General features: G+C 43.2%; 11 protein-coding genes, 1 tRNA gene and 1 pseudogene. 7 read left to right on the plus strand and 6 right to left on the minus strand.

Annotated elements, in window-relative coordinates; genetic code table 11:
* Positions 1-106: 106 nt before the first annotated feature.
* Positions 107-183: transfer RNA gene (locus ACHUFI_RS15030), tRNA-Trp, on the plus strand.
* Positions 184-390: 207 nt separating this feature from the next.
* Here the strand turns inward: ACHUFI_RS15030 and ACHUFI_RS15035 are convergent.
* The gene (locus ACHUFI_RS15035) at positions 391-1,665 is read right to left on the minus strand and encodes an erythromycin esterase family protein (RefSeq protein ID WP_394250525.1); all 1,275 of its coding nucleotides are present in this window, start codon (positions 1,663-1,665) and stop codon (positions 391-393) included.
* 187 nt (positions 1,666-1,852) lie between these two features.
* Between ACHUFI_RS15035 and mepA the strand changes: the two genes are divergently transcribed.
* On the plus strand, positions 1,853-2,671 hold the full coding sequence (mepA, locus tag ACHUFI_RS15040; RefSeq protein WP_394250527.1) for a penicillin-insensitive murein endopeptidase: 819 nt from the start codon (positions 1,853-1,855) through the stop codon (positions 2,669-2,671).
* A 7-nt stretch (positions 2,672-2,678) separates the two neighbouring features.
* On the opposite strand, the gene ACHUFI_RS15045 is transcribed toward mepA, so the two are convergent.
* From ACHUFI_RS15045 to rdgC, 3 genes are all read right to left on the minus strand, one after another.
* Complete coding sequence (locus ACHUFI_RS15045; protein WP_137374998.1) at positions 2,679-2,933, minus strand: YfhL family 4Fe-4S dicluster ferredoxin; 255 nt, start codon at positions 2,931-2,933, stop codon at positions 2,679-2,681.
* 2 nt (positions 2,934-2,935) lie between these two features.
* The gene (gene trhP / locus ACHUFI_RS15050; RefSeq protein WP_394250530.1) at positions 2,936-4,339 is read right to left on the minus strand and encodes a prephenate-dependent tRNA uridine(34) hydroxylase TrhP; all 1,404 of its coding nucleotides are present in this window, start codon (positions 4,337-4,339) and stop codon (positions 2,936-2,938) included.
* 178 nt (positions 4,340-4,517) lie between these two features.
* Positions 4,518-5,432 carry a recombination-associated protein RdgC gene (gene rdgC, locus ACHUFI_RS15055; RefSeq protein WP_394250532.1) on the minus strand — a complete coding sequence of 305 codons (915 nt, stop codon included), beginning with the start codon at positions 5,430-5,432 and terminating at the stop codon, positions 4,518-4,520.
* Between the two features lie 191 nt (positions 5,433-5,623).
* Here rdgC and phoB point away from each other — a divergent pair, with 191 nt between their 5' ends.
* The 3 genes and pseudogenes from phoB to ACHUFI_RS15070 form a co-directional block, all read left to right on the plus strand.
* Positions 5,624-6,313, plus strand: a complete 690-nt coding sequence (gene phoB / locus ACHUFI_RS15060; protein WP_394250534.1) for a phosphate regulon transcriptional regulator PhoB — start codon at positions 5,624-5,626, stop codon at positions 6,311-6,313.
* Between the two features lie 33 nt (positions 6,314-6,346).
* Entirely contained in the window at positions 6,347-7,642 is a 1,296-nt protein-coding gene (gene phoR, locus ACHUFI_RS15065) for a phosphate regulon sensor histidine kinase PhoR (RefSeq protein WP_394250535.1), read from the plus strand.
* Between the two features lie 56 nt (positions 7,643-7,698).
* Positions 7,699-8,592: pseudogene (locus ACHUFI_RS15070) on the plus strand (PstS family phosphate ABC transporter substrate-binding protein); the annotation flags it as partial.
* A 19-nt stretch (positions 8,593-8,611) separates the two neighbouring features.
* On the opposite strand, the gene ppx reads toward ACHUFI_RS15070, so the two are convergent.
* Together ppx and ppk1 are read right to left on the minus strand one after the other, a co-directional pair.
* Entirely contained in the window at positions 8,612-10,126 is a 1,515-nt protein-coding gene (ppx, locus tag ACHUFI_RS15075) for an exopolyphosphatase (protein WP_394250537.1), read from the minus strand.
* The gene (ppk1, locus tag ACHUFI_RS15080; protein WP_394250539.1) at positions 10,110-12,212 is read right to left on the minus strand and encodes a polyphosphate kinase 1; all 2,103 of its coding nucleotides are present in this window, start codon (positions 12,210-12,212) and stop codon (positions 10,110-10,112) included. The genes ppx and ppk1 overlap by 17 nt, the downstream gene beginning before the upstream one ends.
* 205 nt (positions 12,213-12,417) lie before the next feature.
* Here ppk1 and ACHUFI_RS15085 point away from each other — a divergent pair, with 205 nt between their 5' ends.
* Together ACHUFI_RS15085 and pstA are read left to right on the plus strand one after the other, a co-directional pair.
* Entirely contained in the window at positions 12,418-14,631 is a 2,214-nt protein-coding gene (locus tag ACHUFI_RS15085) for an ABC transporter permease subunit (RefSeq protein ID WP_394250541.1), read from the plus strand.
* 44 nt (positions 14,632-14,675) lie between these two features.
* A complete protein-coding gene (gene pstA, locus ACHUFI_RS15090) occupies positions 14,676-16,367 on the plus strand; it encodes a phosphate ABC transporter permease PstA (RefSeq protein ID WP_394250543.1) in 1,692 nt (563 codons plus the stop codon).

Raw genomic sequence — 16,367 nt, forward strand, 5'->3', positions numbered from 1 at the left:
GTAGTTCAGTTGGTTAGAATACCGGCCTGTCACGCCGGGGGTCGCGGGTTCGAGTCCCGTCCACTCCGCCACTTATTCAGAGTTTCAGCTCTTTAAAACTGAAAATAGGGGTGTAGCTCCAATTGGCAGAGCAGCGGATTCCAAATCCGCGTGTTGGGAGTTCGAATCTCTCCACCCCTGCCATATTTAAAGCCTCAGCAGAAATGCTGAGGCTTTTTTGCATCTATCAACCTATGTTTGCTCTTCTCAATATTGATAGAACATCACTTTATACCGATTTCCTTCCCGAAAAATTAGCGATATATTTCGAAAAAGTTTAAGAACAATGGCAAGATATTTTCAAATTCATACCAAATAAAAATATGACACCAATCACCGCTCTTGCTCTCGTTATCGAGCAACAGCAGGAAGTTCTTGTGGGATAAATAAAATCCCATCAGCAATTGATGTCGGAGTATAGATAGGTAGGCTACCACCAGCGAAGCGAATTGTTTGAGGCTGATTAAATAAAGCTGTTGATGTAGATTGAGATTTAAAATCAATGAAAGTATCAGGAAAGCCTAAGCTGAATAGTGAATGGTTAACTGTTCTTGCTTCTGAATAATAAGGCACGGTATTAATTGCCCACTGCGAACTATCTGGGGTGTAAGCGGCTAAACGCCCTCGGTAAGTCAGTTGTATCACATTATAAGTTGATTTATCAGGATACCGTTTATGAATGGCATCTGTTACTGAACCATGGATAGGTATGGCGTGAATGTTGTGAGCCCATATGGCTGTTTGCCCGCTATCTGGCAGGTTGAACCACTCCTCCCTTAACCAGCGAATGTTTTCAGCTGATTGATTATCAGTAAAAGCATCTTCTAATCCGTTTATTTGGAAGTAGCTATGAGCAGATAAGCTTTTCGCTACCTGTAACCAAAATGATGCGTAGTTTCTAAATTCTCTAGGTGATGTCGGATCGTAATCTGGAATCATTTCAAGTTCTTTCTGAGTCGTAAGGGTGGAGATTAATTCAGATAGAAGTGAAGTTAGCTGATGATGGTCAGTCACAGTGAATTCTCGGTCTGCATACCAAGGGCACATCATTATCGGAGATAATGATTTAATGGTGGCGAAGCTTTCTTGATATAAAGATTGGGAGACTAAATAATTTTCTAGCTCATCGAACATGACACTACATCCTGGATCGCTGTTGATTCTTGCATCGTATCCAATGAGTAGTAGGGGGGTAGTGTCTTTCGGTAACTGATCTACATAATTAAACAAATGTGCTAACTCTGCACTATAGCGGTGTCCGAACATATAATTGGCATCAGGTCCTGTAACCGCGTCCAGCAAATTTTGCTCATCAGCCAGATAGTTTTGCCATGCGGCTAATCCATCATATAACCCTGCTTCGAATGCTATGAAATCAAGATTACCTTCTTCATGGAGGGCTTTTAACATCCGTGCTCTGTAGCTATAGGCTTTAGAGCCCTGATGACTAGCTTCACCTAACCCAATAAAGTCATAGCCAGCAGTCGCGCTGACAAATTGTCTAAGATCTGAGTTACCATAGATGAAGCTTGTACTTTCGAGTGGTGAATGTTCGATTGTGAGGTTTTCTGTATCACTGTTACATCCCATTAATAGAGTAAGCCCAATCAAACTTAATTTTTTCATTATTTAGTCCTTTAGATTGTTTAAAGGTATTCCACTCTATGCTTGGTGAGTTGTTTAGAAGGGGTTTTATAATATGCGACTGATTTTTTAATTTATATTTGTATTTTGCGGTAAGCATTGTGTGAGAATTAACCTAAAATTCATTTTTAGACTATGATGAAATGTTGAAAATTAAGGAAGGTTAATTGTGTTGCGTTTTATAACTGTACTTCTGGGCTGTTGGCTTATAAGCACTTTCACTTTTGCAACTCCGTGGGAAAGTTTTACCACACCTTCTACACAACCCACTCAATCTATAGGCAGTTATGCTAATGGTTGCCTTGCTGGTGCTGACACTCTTCCTTTACAAGGTGAGGGATACCAGGTTATACGCCCTCAAAGGCAACGTTACTACGCTCACCCTAATACCATCACCTTCATTCAAAGTTTAGCTAAGGAGTTGCAGGAAAAAGAAATACCTAGAATATTGATCGCTGATATTGCTATGGCCAGGGGGGGATTATTTTCTTTTGGGCACAGTAGTCACCAAACGGGCTTAGATATTGATGTTTGGCTCAGAGTTACAAAGCTACCTCTGTCAGAAAAAGAACTAGAGAATCCACGAGCGACGAGTGTTGTAGATATTCCTAATTATCGGACTAATCAACATTGGCAGCCATACCATTTTGACATAGTAAAGAGTACAGCGCTAAAGGAAGATGTGGCTAGAATATTTGTCCATCCAGTGATTAAAGAAGCGTTATGCTCAGCTGAAAGCACAAATGAACGGGAGTGGCTAAGAAAAGTGAGACCATGGTTTGGGCACCACTCTCATATGCATATTAGGCTTAAATGTTCTGAAGAAGATATACACTGTATTGAACAAGCACAACCGCCAGAAGGTGATGGTTGCGGTGAAGAACTTGCAAGTTGGAAACCAAAGAAAGGGCAACCTGCTGATAAACCAAATTACATTAAGAAGGCGAAAAAAAAGCCTGAACTTTGTCAGGCTCTTTTGAGAGAGTAAGGGAAGACTATGTCATTCCTTGTATGATAACGAACTTTTCTAGAAGCTCTTCATCAGTCTCAATATTATTAGGATCTGTGATGATACATTTTGTTATTGGGCACACAGATTGGCACGTCGGCTTATCATAGTGCCCTTTACATTCAGTACATAGCGCGGGGTCAATCTCATAGATTTCGTCACCCATAGTAATGGCACCATTAGGACATTCTGGGTCGCACATGTCGCAGTTAATGCAGCTATCTTGAATCAGCAGTGCCATTATTACTTACCAGAAGCGTTACGCGTATCTTGACCTTTGCTCAAGTTACGCATTAGTAGACCGTATTCTAAATCTAGGTCTGCTGGCACAGGAATGAAGACAAAATGCCCGTTGCCTTTAGCATCGTCAACCGCTTCAGATTTTCGGTTTTCCATGACTTCTAGCTTAAACACAACGTTACCTTTCGGCGTCATCATTTCTAAGCTGTCGCCAACTAGGAACTTGTTCTTCACCTCTACTTCCGCAAGGTCGCCACGGCGCTTACCTGTGAATTCACCAACAAACTGTTGAGTATCAGAGATAGAGTAACCGTACTCGTAGTTTTGGTATGCATCGTGTGTATGACGACGTAAGAAGCCCTCAGTGTAACCACGGTGAGCTAGGCTCTCTAGTGTGCCCATTAGGCTTTCATCGAATGGTTTGCCTGCCACTGCATCGTCAATAGCTTTACGGTAAACCTGAGCAGTACGTGCACAGTAGTAGAAAGACTTAGTACGACCTTCAATTTTCAGAGAGTGAACCCCCATCTTAGTTAGGCGCTCAACGTGTTGGATTGCACGAAGGTCTTTTGAGTTCATGATGTAAGTGCCATGTTCATCTTCAAACGCTGCCATTTTCTCTTCTGGCTTGTGTGATTCAGAAAGCAGAACCACTTCGTCTGTTGGTTTACCAAGACCTAGTGTGTTGTCTGGACGTTCGTCTTGAACTTCAACGTCTTGAATCTCAACACCTGTTGGGTTTGCTTCAACGATCTGACCGTTCTCGTCTTCTTTTGCCGCTTCTGTCTTGTATTCCCAACGACAAGCGTTAGTACAAGTACCTTGGTTTGGATCGCGCTTGTTCATGTAACCAGAAAGTAGGCAGCGACCAGAGTACGCCATGCAAAGAGCACCGTGAACAAAGATCTCTAGTTCTGTTTCTGGGCAGTGTTCGCGAATTTCTTCGATCTCTTCAAGTGATAGCTCACGAGATAGGATCACACGCTCAACGCCTTGTGTAGCCCAGAATTTAACGGTCGCCCAGTTTACAGCGTTAGCTTGAACTGAAAGGTGGATTGGCATTTCAGGGAATGCTTCACGAACCATCATGATAAGACCTGGATCAGACATGATTAGGGCATCAGGACCCATATCAACAACCGGCTTAAGGTCGCGAATGAAAGTTTTTAGTTTAGAGTTATGCGGCTGGATATTACATACCACGTAAAGCTTTTTGCCTTGAGCATGTGCTTCGTTGATACCAATCTGTAGGTTTTCGTGGTTGAACTCATTGTTGCGCACACGAAGGCTATATCTAGGCTGGCCTGCGTAAACTGCATCAGCGCCATAAGCGAATGCGTAACGCATGTTTTTAAGGCTTCCTGCCGGTGATAGTAGTTCTGGTACAAATGGTTTTTGTGTAGTCATTGCTCTTTCTCTAAGTTCTGATCTCAAGTCAGGCCAATATCACTAGATGATATTGGAGGGGCGCAAATTCTACGCTAAAAACGCTGAGCTGAATAGCCCTAATCATTCTAATGAGAATAGAGGGGGAGATTTCGGGAAAGGACTCGCCCAGAAAGAGTATCTAGGCGAGGGAGAGCTATTAAGCGTTAGGGTGAGGTAGGCCGCCTAACGACTCAAATAGGTTTGGTAAGAAAGCACTGAATTCACCACATAGAAGTGAGAAATCTGCATCGAAGCGAGCTGCTTGATCTTCACGTGGGATATCATCATTTTCATCTTTCAAGTCATCGCTGTATTTTAAGCGCTTGATGCTGCCGTCTTCGCCAAGGATAAACTCGATACGATCTTGCCAATTGATCAATAACTTGGTTACGACTTTGTTTGCTTCAATGTGGCTTTGAATTTCATCGGCAGAGAGTTCTTGGCTCTTACAGCGAATAACACCGCCGTCTTCCACTATCGCTTTGAGTTCAGCTTCATCGAGAACTTGGATACCTTGAGGGGTTTCACCTGTTTTTACCCATTCAGTCAATGTGTTTTCAATCGGTTGTTCAGGGATTGCAGGTACCACTGGCAGGCTGCCCATTGTTTTACGAAGTAGTGCTAACACATCTTCTGCTTTTTTGTAGCTGCTCGCGTCTACCACAATAAAGCCTTCTTTTGGCATGATCAGCGCGTAAGTAAAGCTACTGCGGCTGAATGCTCTAGGAAGTAAATCGATGATGATGTCTTCTTTTAGGTTATCTTTTTCTTTCTTTTTTAATGGCGTGCCGGTTTCAGCTTCCAGAGTTTCCACTTTTGCATTCAGAGATTCTTTAATCACTGAAGCTGGTAGCATTTTTTCTTCTTTCTTTGCGCAGATAAGAATGCGGTTTTCTGAAACGTGCGTCATCATGTCGCCATGTTTACCCATCGCATGTACCCAACCAAACTTTTGCTTGTCTTGGCTGCCGCATGGAGTAAAGCGGAATTCTTCAAGCTGTTTTTCTAGCTGATCGGCGTTGAACTCAATATCACGATTGAAGCGATAAACTAGGCAATTTTTAAACCACATAATATTTCTCTTACCTTTTTTAGAAGACGCTCATGATAGGAGATTTCCTATCGTTTGTCTTAGATGATATTCAAAAAGTAAAAGTGAATCGTGTGAGACAGTTATGTGAAAATTTGTTTGCAAAGGTCACAAAAGTGTCATAATTAATGCTGATAATGCAATGCGTTGATTAAATACAAAGGTTTTCAATTATGTCGAGAAGGATTCTGGTTGTTGAAGATGAAGCACCTATTCGAGAGATGTTGTGTTTTGTTCTTGAGCAAAAAGGTTATCAAGCAGTAGAAGCCGAAGATTATGATACGGCGGTAACTAATTTATGCGAACCTTTCCCAGATCTAGTGTTACTAGATTGGATGCTACCTGGCGGTAGTGGCATTAACTTTATCAAACATATGAAACGTGAAGAGTTAACCCGTAACATTCCAGTAGTGATGTTGACGGCACGTGGTGAAGAAGAAGATAAAGTACGCGGGTTGGAAGTGGGTGCGGATGATTACATTACTAAACCTTTCTCTCCAAAAGAGTTGGTTGCACGTTTAAAAGCCGTTATTCGCCGTGTGACACCTACTGCACTTGAAGACGTAATTGATGTGCAAGGTTTGAAACTGGATCCTGTTTCTCACCGAGTAACATCGAACGATGGTCCAGTTGATATGGGACCTACAGAATTTAAGATGCTGCACTTCTTTATGACTCACCAAGAACGTGTATATAGTCGTGAACAATTACTAAATAATGTTTGGGGAACCAACGTTTATGTAGAAGATCGCACCGTGGACGTTCATATCAGACGTTTACGTAAAGCACTGGAATCAGCTGGGCATGACAAGTTGATTCAAACCGTGCGTGGTGCAGGTTACCGTTTCTCAACCAAAGCCTAATTGAGATTTGTGTAACCGACAGCGGAGTTATTGATGGTTGAAAGGTTAACCTGGAAAAAGCTGGCTTGGGAGCTGGCTTTTTTTTACGCACCTTGGGTGTTTGTTGGATGGATATTCGGATACATGCCGTGGCTGCTTTTAGTGGCTACGGCTTTGCAGCTTGTATGGCATTTGCATAATCAAATGCGTTTGTCGGCTTGGCTATGGGATGAGAAACGCCTTACTCCTCCTTCTGGGACGGGGAACTGGGAGTCGTTGTTCAATGGTATCTATCGACTTCAGCAGCGCCAGCGTAAGAAGCGTAAAGAGCTGACGAATTTAATTCGCCGTTTCCGAAATGGTGCGGAATCTCTACCCGATGCTGTGGTCGTATTTCGTGGCGAAGGCAACATTGTTTGGTGCAACAAACTAGCGCAACATCTTCTGGGCTTTCGTTGGCCGGATGATTCGGGGCAGCCCATCTCAAATCTCATCCGTACACCTGATTTTATCAAATACATCAATCGTCAAAACTTCTCAGAGCCACTAGAGATGCCTTCACCACTGAATGTGGAGCGCATGTTAGAGCTACGTATTGTGCCTTACACCGAAGGTGAGCACTTGATGGTGGTACGTGATGTTACTCAGCTCAAACAGCTAGAGGGGATGAGACGTAATTTCTTCGCGAACGTTTCACATGAATTACGAACCCCTATGACGGTACTTCAAGGCTACCTTGAAATGACGGAAGACCCTGACATGGTGGTGGGCCCAATGTGGCCTAAAGCTCATGGTGTAATGACTGAGCAATTGAATCGAATGAATAGCTTGGTCAATCAACTGCTGACACTCTCAAAAATTGAAGCAGCACCAATGCATGAGCTTGATGAAGTTGTGAATGTCCCGGCTATGTTGGAAGTGTTAGAGAAGGAAGCGGCGAGCTTAAGTGGTGATCAAGCGCATAAGCTCAACTTTAATATCGATAATAGTTTGCGGGTGTTAGCAGACGAAGATCAGTTACGCAGTGCAATTTCTAACTTGGTTTATAACGCGGTGAAGTACACTCCGGCAGGGGCTGAAGTTAATGTGCGTTGGTATCAAACCAGTCAAGGAGCTTGTTTAGAAGTCTCTGATACCGGAGAAGGGATTGAGCCACAGCATCTCCATCGTTTAACTGAACGTTTTTACCGAGTCGATAAAGCTAGGTCACGAGATACCGGAGGCAGTGGGCTCGGTTTGGCTATCGTAAAACATGCGTTGACTCATCACGATTCCCATTTGGAAATACACAGTGAACTTGGTGTAGGCAGTACTTTTTCTTTCACTTTACCTAATCGGTTAACGGTATGAAGAAAGTAATTCTAGCCTTATGGGCCAGTTTCAGCTTATTGGCGACTCAAGCCGCTAATGCCGACGAGTTAGATAATTATCAAAAGATCCCTGGGGTGTCGGGTAACTTGCTTTCTGTTGGTTCAGATACTTTGGCAGGAATGACGACTCTATGGGTAGAAGAGTTCAAAACTTATTACCCAAATATTAATGCTCAAGTTCAAGCTTCAGGTTCAGCCACAGCGCCTCCAGCACTGACTGAAGGAACTGCACAATTTGGCCCTATGAGTCGGCCAATGCGCTTAAGAGAAATCGAAGCTTTTGAGCGAGAACATGGTTATAAACCGACGGCACTTCGTGTCGCCATTGATGCTATTGGCTTATTTGTTCATCGTGATAACCCTATCGAAGGACTTAACTTCCAGCAAATTGATGCCATTTTTTCCGAAACGCTCCGCTGTGGAGCCAACGAAAAAATGAAAACGTGGGCTGGATTAGATGTAGGTGAACCTTGGTCTAATCGCCATTTTCAATTGTTTGGACGCAACTCGGTATCTGGCACTTACGGTTATTTCAAACAAAATGCCTTATGTGGTGGCGATTTTAAGAATCGAGTGAACGAACAGCCAGGGTCGGCCTCGGTTGTTCAGTCGGTGGCCTCATCTATTAGTGGAATTGGTTATTCAGGAATTGGTTATCGAGTAGCAGGCGTTAAATTAATTCCCATTGCCCAATCTGGTGATGATTACGTACACGCTAACCGAGAAAATATTTTGAATGGAACCTATCCTCTTTCTCGATTCTTATATGTTTATGTAAATAAACACCCGAATAAACCTTTGTTACCTGTCGAAAAAGAATTCCTGACGTTTATATTTTCTAAGCAGGGGCAGGAGTTGGTAGAGAAAGATGGTTACCTTTCGATACCAAAGGAATTCGCTAAGCAAGAACTTGCCAAAGTTGGGCTTTAGCTCGCTTACCTTATCGAAATCAGGTTGGTAGCGAGAGCTGCCAGCCTATGCTTTCCCATAGCACCTGCTCATTGAAAAAATCCGCGGCGAGTAGCTTGTTGTCTTCAAGCCAATGCTTATTTGTGCACGTTAAAGCCCACTGATCGGTATCGATCAGTTTGATCGCTAGATCTAATTGTGGCGCGTCACTGCGTTGCCCGTTAACCAGAATCGCAATCCTAAGAATTCGAATTAAATCGATGACTTGCTGATCTTTAAACAAATTGAAAGTAGGCATTTCATGGATCTTCAGCGCTTTACGTTGAAAGCGAGCCAAAGTAGATAGCAATAACTGTTGCTCAGTATTAAATCCCGGCATTGTAGTGTGGCGAAGAATGTACGCCGAATGGCGATGAAACGCTCGAAAGGCAATACTAAGTCCTACTTCATGCAACAACGCTGCCCAGTTGAGCAAATCGAACAGCTCGCTGTTTTTTTTGATGCCTAGGAGCTGGTGAGATTGTTTTAGTAATAGGTGAGCTTGCTGCTTCACGTTGTTCGCATGTTCGATATCTACATGATGCTTTTCAGCGAGGTTCTCTGTCGTGCGCATTCGAATATCGGTGCGGTGGAAGCGCTCTTCCATTTCATAAAGCAGCCCCTCTCGCAGTGCGCCATCCGAGTAATGCAGCTCTGACACCTCTAAGTCTTGAAGAATGGCGGATAAGATAGCCACACCAGCCGCAAAAACGGGTTTACGTTCTTCACTTAACCCTGAGAGCTTTAAGTTATCGACGCTACCAAATTCACATAACTTTTCGATTAACTTTTCTAAGCGTTTAGGGGTGATGATGCCATCGGAATAGTTCATCCCGATTAATACTTCTTTGATTGCTTTGATGGTGCCTGATGAGCCTATGGCTAAGTCCCAGCCATGCTTCTTATATTGATTGGTAAGAGGTTCAATTTTTTGTTCGGTGGCTAATATCGATTTAACGAAGTTAATTTTAGCTAGCTTTCCTTGAGTAAAGTATTTGTCGCTAAAACTGACACAGCCCATTTGTTTACTGTTGACGTATTTAGCAGATAGGTGATTACCAATGATAAGCTCGGTACTGCCACCCCCGATATCAATGACTAACTTGGAAGGTGACTCAGTTTGTGTATGAGCGACGCCCAAATAAATAAGACGTGCTTCTTCTTCTCCTGGGATGACCTCAATGGGGAATGGCAGTATCTCTTTCGCTCTCTGAATAAAAATATGAGCGTTATTGGCTTGACGTAAAGTATGGGTTGCAGCGATACGGACATTGTCAGGAGCGAAATCGGTGAGCCTTTCAGCAAACATCGCTAAGCATTCTAAGCCGCGTTCAATGGCTGCATTGCTCATGTTTTTTTGCTCATCTAACCCTTGAGCAAGACGAACCCTTTGCTTGTGTCGACTGACTAACTGCAAATCTTGTCCTACGACTTTGGCGACGACCATATGAAAGCTATTTGAACCAAGGTCTATGGCTGCAATTTGTCTGACGGTCTGATTAAGGTTCTTGCTCATGGGTAATTGATTTCTCCCGACTCTTACGAGTTTGTTTCTCTACTTGCTTTAAGTATTCATAAATTGCGATTTGAGAACGACGCTTTTTCTTGTTGCCCCTTGGAACGTAACGATTACTCATCTCTTTATCAATCAGTCGAGCTTTTACGGTATCAGTAAAGTGAAGCTCGATGATGTCTATGATCCTTTGTTTTAACCTATCGTCTAGGATTGGAGTTGCGACTTCTATTCGGTGATCCAAATTACGAGTCATCCAATCCGCTGAAGATAGATAAACAAGTGGGTCGCCATCGTTATGCAAAATCATGACTCTTGGGTGTTCTAAAAAACGGTCAATAATACTGATGATTTGGATATTCTCGCTGACTCCTTCTATTCCTGGAACCAGTGAACACATACCACGAATAATCATTCGTATTTTGACTCCTGCTGAGCTGGCTTCGTAAAGTCTGCTTATGAGTTTTTTGTCGACCAGATTATTCATTTTTAGTGTGATCTTGGCCTTTTTGCCAGCTTTAGCATTGTCTATTTCATTTTCTATCAGCGCATTAATTTTTTTACGCGAATTGCGTGGTGACACTATCAGTTCATTGAACTTGACGGGGCGATACGGGTTTTCAATGTAACCGAAGACGTTTCTTACTTCATAAGCGATATCGTGATTTGCCGTCAATAAGGAAAAGTCAGTATAGATACGGGCATTCTTCTCGTGAAAGTTACCCGTTCCAATATGCACGTAGTAATTGATTTCATCTTGTTCGCGGCGGCTGATAAGCAAAAGCTTTGAGTGAATTTTAAGGCCAGGGACGCCGAACACTACATGCACACCAGCTTCTGTCAGTAGCTTTGCCCATTCAATGTTTGCCTCTTCATCAAAGCGAGCTTGAAGTTCAACTACAACTGTGACTTTTTTCCCATTATGTACCGCATCAATAATTGAGCTCATGAGTTTTGAATTTTTTGCCACACGGTAAATATTGATTTTGATGCTTAAAACCCCAGGGTCAAAAGAAGCTTGTCGAACCAATTCTGTGATGTGGTTAAAGGTGTGGTAAGGGTAATGAAGCAAGATATCTTGCGCTTTGATGGCATCAAAGTGGTTGTTGTAGTGATCGAAATCAGCACAGGTCATCGGAGTTAGGGGTTTATTTTCTAGATACTCTCTACCCATGTTAGGGAAATCGATAAAGTCTTTGAAATTATGATAGCGTCCTCCCGGGATCAAACTGTCGTAATTCGAGATGCCAAGTTTAGCGCAGAGAAAATCCAGCATCGCTGGTGGCATGTCTCGTTCATACACGAACCGAACCGGTAATGCGGTCAGCCTTTGTCCAAGCCCTTCCGACATTTGCTCAAGCAGACTGTGCTCCACCTCATGGCTTAAATCATATTCAGCATCACGGGTCATTTTCATCGCATAGCAGTTGAGTTGATCATACTCAAAAAAACCATAAAACAGTTCGTTGAGGCAATAGCGGATGATATTGTCGAGCAAAATAATGGTTTTACGCTGCTTACCTTTTTGCTCTGGTAAAGTTACGAAACGGGGCAGGTGATCCGTTGGGATCTCTAAAAGGGCATATTGCGCCGCGCCTTGGTGGATGAGTTCCACAGTAAGGTAAGCGTACTCATCTTTCAAAAATTGCAATACATCGATATCTTCAGTGATGAGTAAAGGGGTAATGTGCGGAAGAACTTTCTTTTTAAAGTATTTTTTTACCCATTTTTGTTGAGCTTCATCGAGCTGATTTTCATTGACGAGGAAAATTCGGCGACGAGCCATTTCTAAGATCAGCTCGTTATAAAGCTCGTCGAAACGCTGATTCAGTTTTAACGCTTTTGCCTGCATTTTGGTGAGCAGGTGCTTGGAATTATCATTTCCCCCACGTTCTTGGCTGATTAAAATCCGACGCTTAACATCCGAAAAGCGTACCTTGTAGAACTCGTCGAGGTTATTTGAAAAAATGCCGAGGAAGCGAATTCGCTCGATTAAAGGAACCGATTTATCAGCAGACTCTTGTAAAACTCTCTCGTTAAAAGATAACCAGCTTAGTTCTTTTTCGATATAGAGTTTTTCTGCATTCATGATTCAATCCTAGACATTCAGAAGAGCTTGATATCTCTCAAATTACAAAAAAATGAGCAGCGTAGGCTGTTTTTGTTACGTTATTATTTCAGCCAAGGGTTCTGATAAAAGTTACTATTAGTTTCAGTTGTTTAATGTGAACTGTAATATAATTGTCATGTAAACGACATACTATGACAGTAGCTCAAAAAAGGTAGAGAAATCGATGGCCGCAGCCGAATTTTCATTAAAGGAACGAGATAAAAAAAGGTGGTTGAAAGATCGTCTGGTTCGTTTTGCGGTGACTTGTGGCGGCGTTAGTGTATTAGCTGCGTTAGTTTTGATCTTTGTTTACCTTGCGATGGTGATTCTTCCTGTCTTTTCTGACACTGGCTTAGAAACGGATCAAATCGTAAAACCTGTTACGATTGAACAGCCTGTCGCGTTAACTATAGATGAATATGGCTCTAATGCGTTAATTATTGACGCTAATGGACGAGCTGATTTTTGGGCGTTAGGTGAGTCATCTATCACACCATATTATTCTGAAGTTGCACTCTCCCAGCCAGTCGCATTTGCGAAAAGCCCTGCTGCCAATAATTGGTTTGCTTTTGCGAATGCGCAAGGCAAGGTTCAACTCTTTCAACCGGAATTCTCAGACCCTCTCTGTATACAAGGGCAAACCCCGACCTCAAATATTGAATACCTGCAACCATCGGGTAATCCAATTTCATTCAGCTCTTCGAGTAACCCTGTACGAGAATTCTCATTCTCTGTCAGTAACCAGCGACTTGTCGTGGCAGCGCAGCTTAATGACGGGGCGATCGTTGTAAAAACTTATCAAGCTGCATTGAATGGAGAGTACCGTGAAGTTGAATCCCAAATGTTATCTTCTGATATCGGGTGGCAAGATCAGCTACTCATGACTCCTAATGGGCAGACGTTGTACTTACGTCATGGCTCAGAGCTTATCGTTTTACCCCTAGAGGACGGAAAGTTCAAAGTTAGAGATGTATTGGATTTAAGCTTAGGGGATGCTCAACACGCCGTAAAAAATATCGACTTGTTGTCTGGAGCATATTCACTGTTAGTAAGTCATATCGATGGTCGAGTGTCACAGTGGTTTGATGTTTTAAAAGATAAGCAGCGTCAACTGACTCATATCCGAGATTTTCAGTTAGCTTCAGAAGTTCAGTTTTTGTTGCCTGATACTTATCGGAAAGGTTTTTACAGTTTTTATAAAAATGGCACCTTACAAAGCCATTACACCACCAGTGAAAAGCTGGCGATGTTTGAGAGGGCATTCACTAAATCGCCTCAGCTGGCGGCAATGTCCCCAAATGAGCTCCATCTAGCTACTTTAATTGATGGTGTTGTGAGCATCGCGAAAGTTGATAACGAATACCCTGAAATATCCTTTTCATCACTGTGGCAGAAGGTATGGTACGAAAGTTACCCAGAGCCTCAATACGTATGGCAATCTACTTCGGCCAATGACGATTTTGAAGGGAAGTTCAGTTTAGTACCGATCACATTTGGGACGCTAAAAGCCGCGATGTTCGCCATGTTATTCGCTGTGCCTGTGGCGGTTCTTGGTGCGATATATACCGCTTACTTCATGTCTCCTAAAATGCGCAGAGTCGTTAAGCCATCAATAGAATTAATGGAAGCGTTACCGACCGTAATCATCGGTTTTATTGCTGGCTTATGGTTCGCTCCTATTGTCGAAACTCATTTAACGGCGGTTGTATCGCTAATGCTGTTATTACCGCTGAGTACGATTTTGGTGGGTTTGGTTTGGCATTGCTTGCCTCAAGACGTGACTGGGCGGTTCCCAAATGGTTGGCATGCACTTATTTTAATTCCAGTGCTTATCATCACAGTGATCGCAGGCTTTGCGTTTGGTAACCAAATCGAGTCGGTTTTGTTTGGGGGAGACCTAAAAATCTACCTAACGAATCTTGGTATCGATTTTGATCAGCGAAATGCGTTGGTGGTCGGGTTCGCCATGGGTTTTGCCGTTATCCCGACTATTTTTACGATAGCGGAAGACGCAATCTTCTCTGTCCCGAAGCATTTATCGGATGGCTCCCTCGCACTAGGTGCGACGCCTTGGCAAACCTTGATTTATGTGGTGTTGTTGACGGCAAGTCCGGGCATATTTTCTGCCATTATGATGGGGTTAGGGCGTGCCGTTGGAGAAACCATGATTGTGTTGATGGCGACGGGTAACACCCCAATTATGGATTGGAATATCTTAGAGGGAATGAGAACGTTGTCGGCAACGATTGCCGTCGAGTTACCAGAGTCTGAAGTTGGTAGCTCACACTTTAGGTTGCTGTTCCTCGCGGCGCTATTACTGTTTGTGTTTACCTTTGCGGTTAACTCAGTTGCTGAATGGGTAAGGCAAAGGCTACGGGATAAATATCGTGCGCTGTAGTTCATTTCCTTTTGGTACTTATATTTTCTTAAGAGAGTCACACGATGTTTAAGTGGTTTCAATCAGGCTCTCCTTGGGTATGGCTTACCGGTGGGGCTGTTAGCATTAGTATGCTTTCGGTTTTGGGGCTAATGCTACTGATTGGCTGGAAAGGGCTGACTTATTTTTGGCCTGCACCTTTGTATCAATGGCAAGTCGATGCCGTAGAGTCCAATGCAGATCTACCTCACGGGGCTGCATCGGCTGAACAGAATGTATTGATTGGTCAACTATATGAACGTAAGTATATTCCGGTTGAGCAAATCGCTGACGCCGAAAAGACGCTTCCCGAGGAGGTACTAGACAAAGGTTTCGTTAAAAGGCTGAGCATTAAGATAGCGAATCGAGAGTTATATTCGGCCGACTTTGTTTCTATCTTAGAGGTGAACTTACAAGAGGCATCAACCCCGAAGGAATGGGCGGTCATAGAAAGAAGCAGAGGTGGGTACTTTTTCGGAAAACCGGTTGGTTTTAAAACGATAGAAGGGGTTCGCACTCAAAATATAGAGCATGACCTAGTAAGGGGCTTGGCGTTTGCGGATGCCCTAAGGAATGAAACTCAACGTATCGTTGATCAAGAGATCCGTAGTGTCAGTTGGGAGTTAGAACAACTGCGTTTACAAAAGCGTAAGCGGTTATTGAATGAAGACTTAACGGATGAATACTTAGCTTCATACGAGTCTCAAAAGTCTCAGCTAGACGAAAAGCTTTTAGCTTCCGAGACAAAGCTCGATAAGCTGCGAAGGCAACTGAATACAGAAGCGCTGTTGGTTAAAGATATGACGGGGGAAACCGTTGAAATATCATTGAGTCATATACTCGATTTTTGGTATCCGAATCAGATGAACATGTTGGAAAAAACGGTTCATTGGAGCAAGCAAGTTTGGAAGTTTTTGTCAGATAACCCAAGGGAATCCAATTCAGAGGGCGGCGTCTTTCCTGCTATTTTTGGTACTGTTTTGTTAGTGATCCTAATGTCGATTATCGTTATGCCTTTGGGAGTGATAGCGGCGATATACCTTCACGAATATGCAAAAAATAATACGCTGACACGTGTGATTCGGATCGCTGTGATTAACTTAGCGGGGGTGCCGTCGATTGTTTATGGTGTCTTCGGTTTGGGTTTCTTTGTTTATACGATTGGTGGCTCAATTGACTCGCTGTTTTACACTGAGCGTTTACCTGCTCCTACCTTTGGCACACCAGGGTTACTTTGGTCATCTCTGACTTTAGCGGTACTGACTTTACCTGTGGTTATTGTCACGGCTGAAGAAGGGTTAACCCGGATTCCAAGCAGTGTTCGTCACGGCTCGTTGGCGTTGGGAGCGACTCAATTTGAGACGCTGTGGCGGATCGTTTTGCCTATGGCAAGCCCAGCCATTATCACAGGCCTTATTTTGGCAATCGCTCGTGCGGCCGGTGAAGTTGCCCCTTTAATGCTAGTGGGAGTAGTGAAGCTGGCGTCGAGCTTACCAGTAGATGGCCAGTTTCCTTATGTGCACTTAGACAGAAAATTCATGCATTTAGGGTTTCATATTTATGATGTGGGCTTTCAAACGTCGAACATTGAGGCGGCTAGACCGTTAGTGTACGCCACTTCATTTTTGCTAGTGACGGTAATTGTTGGGTTGAATTTAACGGCGATTAACATTCGAAATAACCTACGCGAAAAGTATCGAACTTTAGGACAAGATTAA

The sequence above is a fragment of the Vibrio profundi genome (assembly GCF_043642225.1).
GTDB classification, from domain to species: Bacteria; Pseudomonadota; Gammaproteobacteria; order Enterobacterales; family Vibrionaceae; genus Vibrio; species Vibrio profundi_A.

What these genes read in the sequence shown, in the direction of transcription:
- ACHUFI_RS15035 (WP_394250525.1), bottom strand. Translation starts at nt 1,665, where the DNA reads ATGAAAAAATTAAGTTTGATTGGGCTTACTCTATTAATGGGATGTAAC.
- ACHUFI_RS15045 (WP_137374998.1), bottom strand. Translation starts at nt 2,933, where the DNA reads ATGGCACTGCTGATTCAAGATAGCTGCATTAACTGCGACATGTGCGAC.
- trhP (WP_394250530.1), bottom strand. Translation starts at nt 4,339, where the DNA reads ATGACTACACAAAAACCATTTGTACCAGAACTACTATCACCGGCAGGA.
- rdgC (WP_394250532.1), bottom strand. Translation starts at nt 5,432, where the DNA reads ATGTGGTTTAAAAATTGCCTAGTTTATCGCTTCAATCGTGATATTGAG.
- phoB (WP_394250534.1), top strand. Translation starts at nt 5,624, where the DNA reads ATGTCGAGAAGGATTCTGGTTGTTGAAGATGAAGCACCTATTCGAGAG.
- phoR (WP_394250535.1), top strand. Translation starts at nt 6,347, where the DNA reads ATGGTTGAAAGGTTAACCTGGAAAAAGCTGGCTTGGGAGCTGGCTTTT.
- ppx (WP_394250537.1), bottom strand. Translation starts at nt 10,126, where the DNA reads ATGAGCAAGAACCTTAATCAGACCGTCAGACAAATTGCAGCCATAGAC.
- ppk1 (WP_394250539.1), bottom strand. Translation starts at nt 12,212, where the DNA reads ATGAATGCAGAAAAACTCTATATCGAAAAAGAACTAAGCTGGTTATCT.
- ACHUFI_RS15085 (WP_394250541.1), top strand. Translation starts at nt 12,418, where the DNA reads ATGGCCGCAGCCGAATTTTCATTAAAGGAACGAGATAAAAAAAGGTGG.
- pstA (WP_394250543.1), top strand. Translation starts at nt 14,676, where the DNA reads ATGTTTAAGTGGTTTCAATCAGGCTCTCCTTGGGTATGGCTTACCGGT.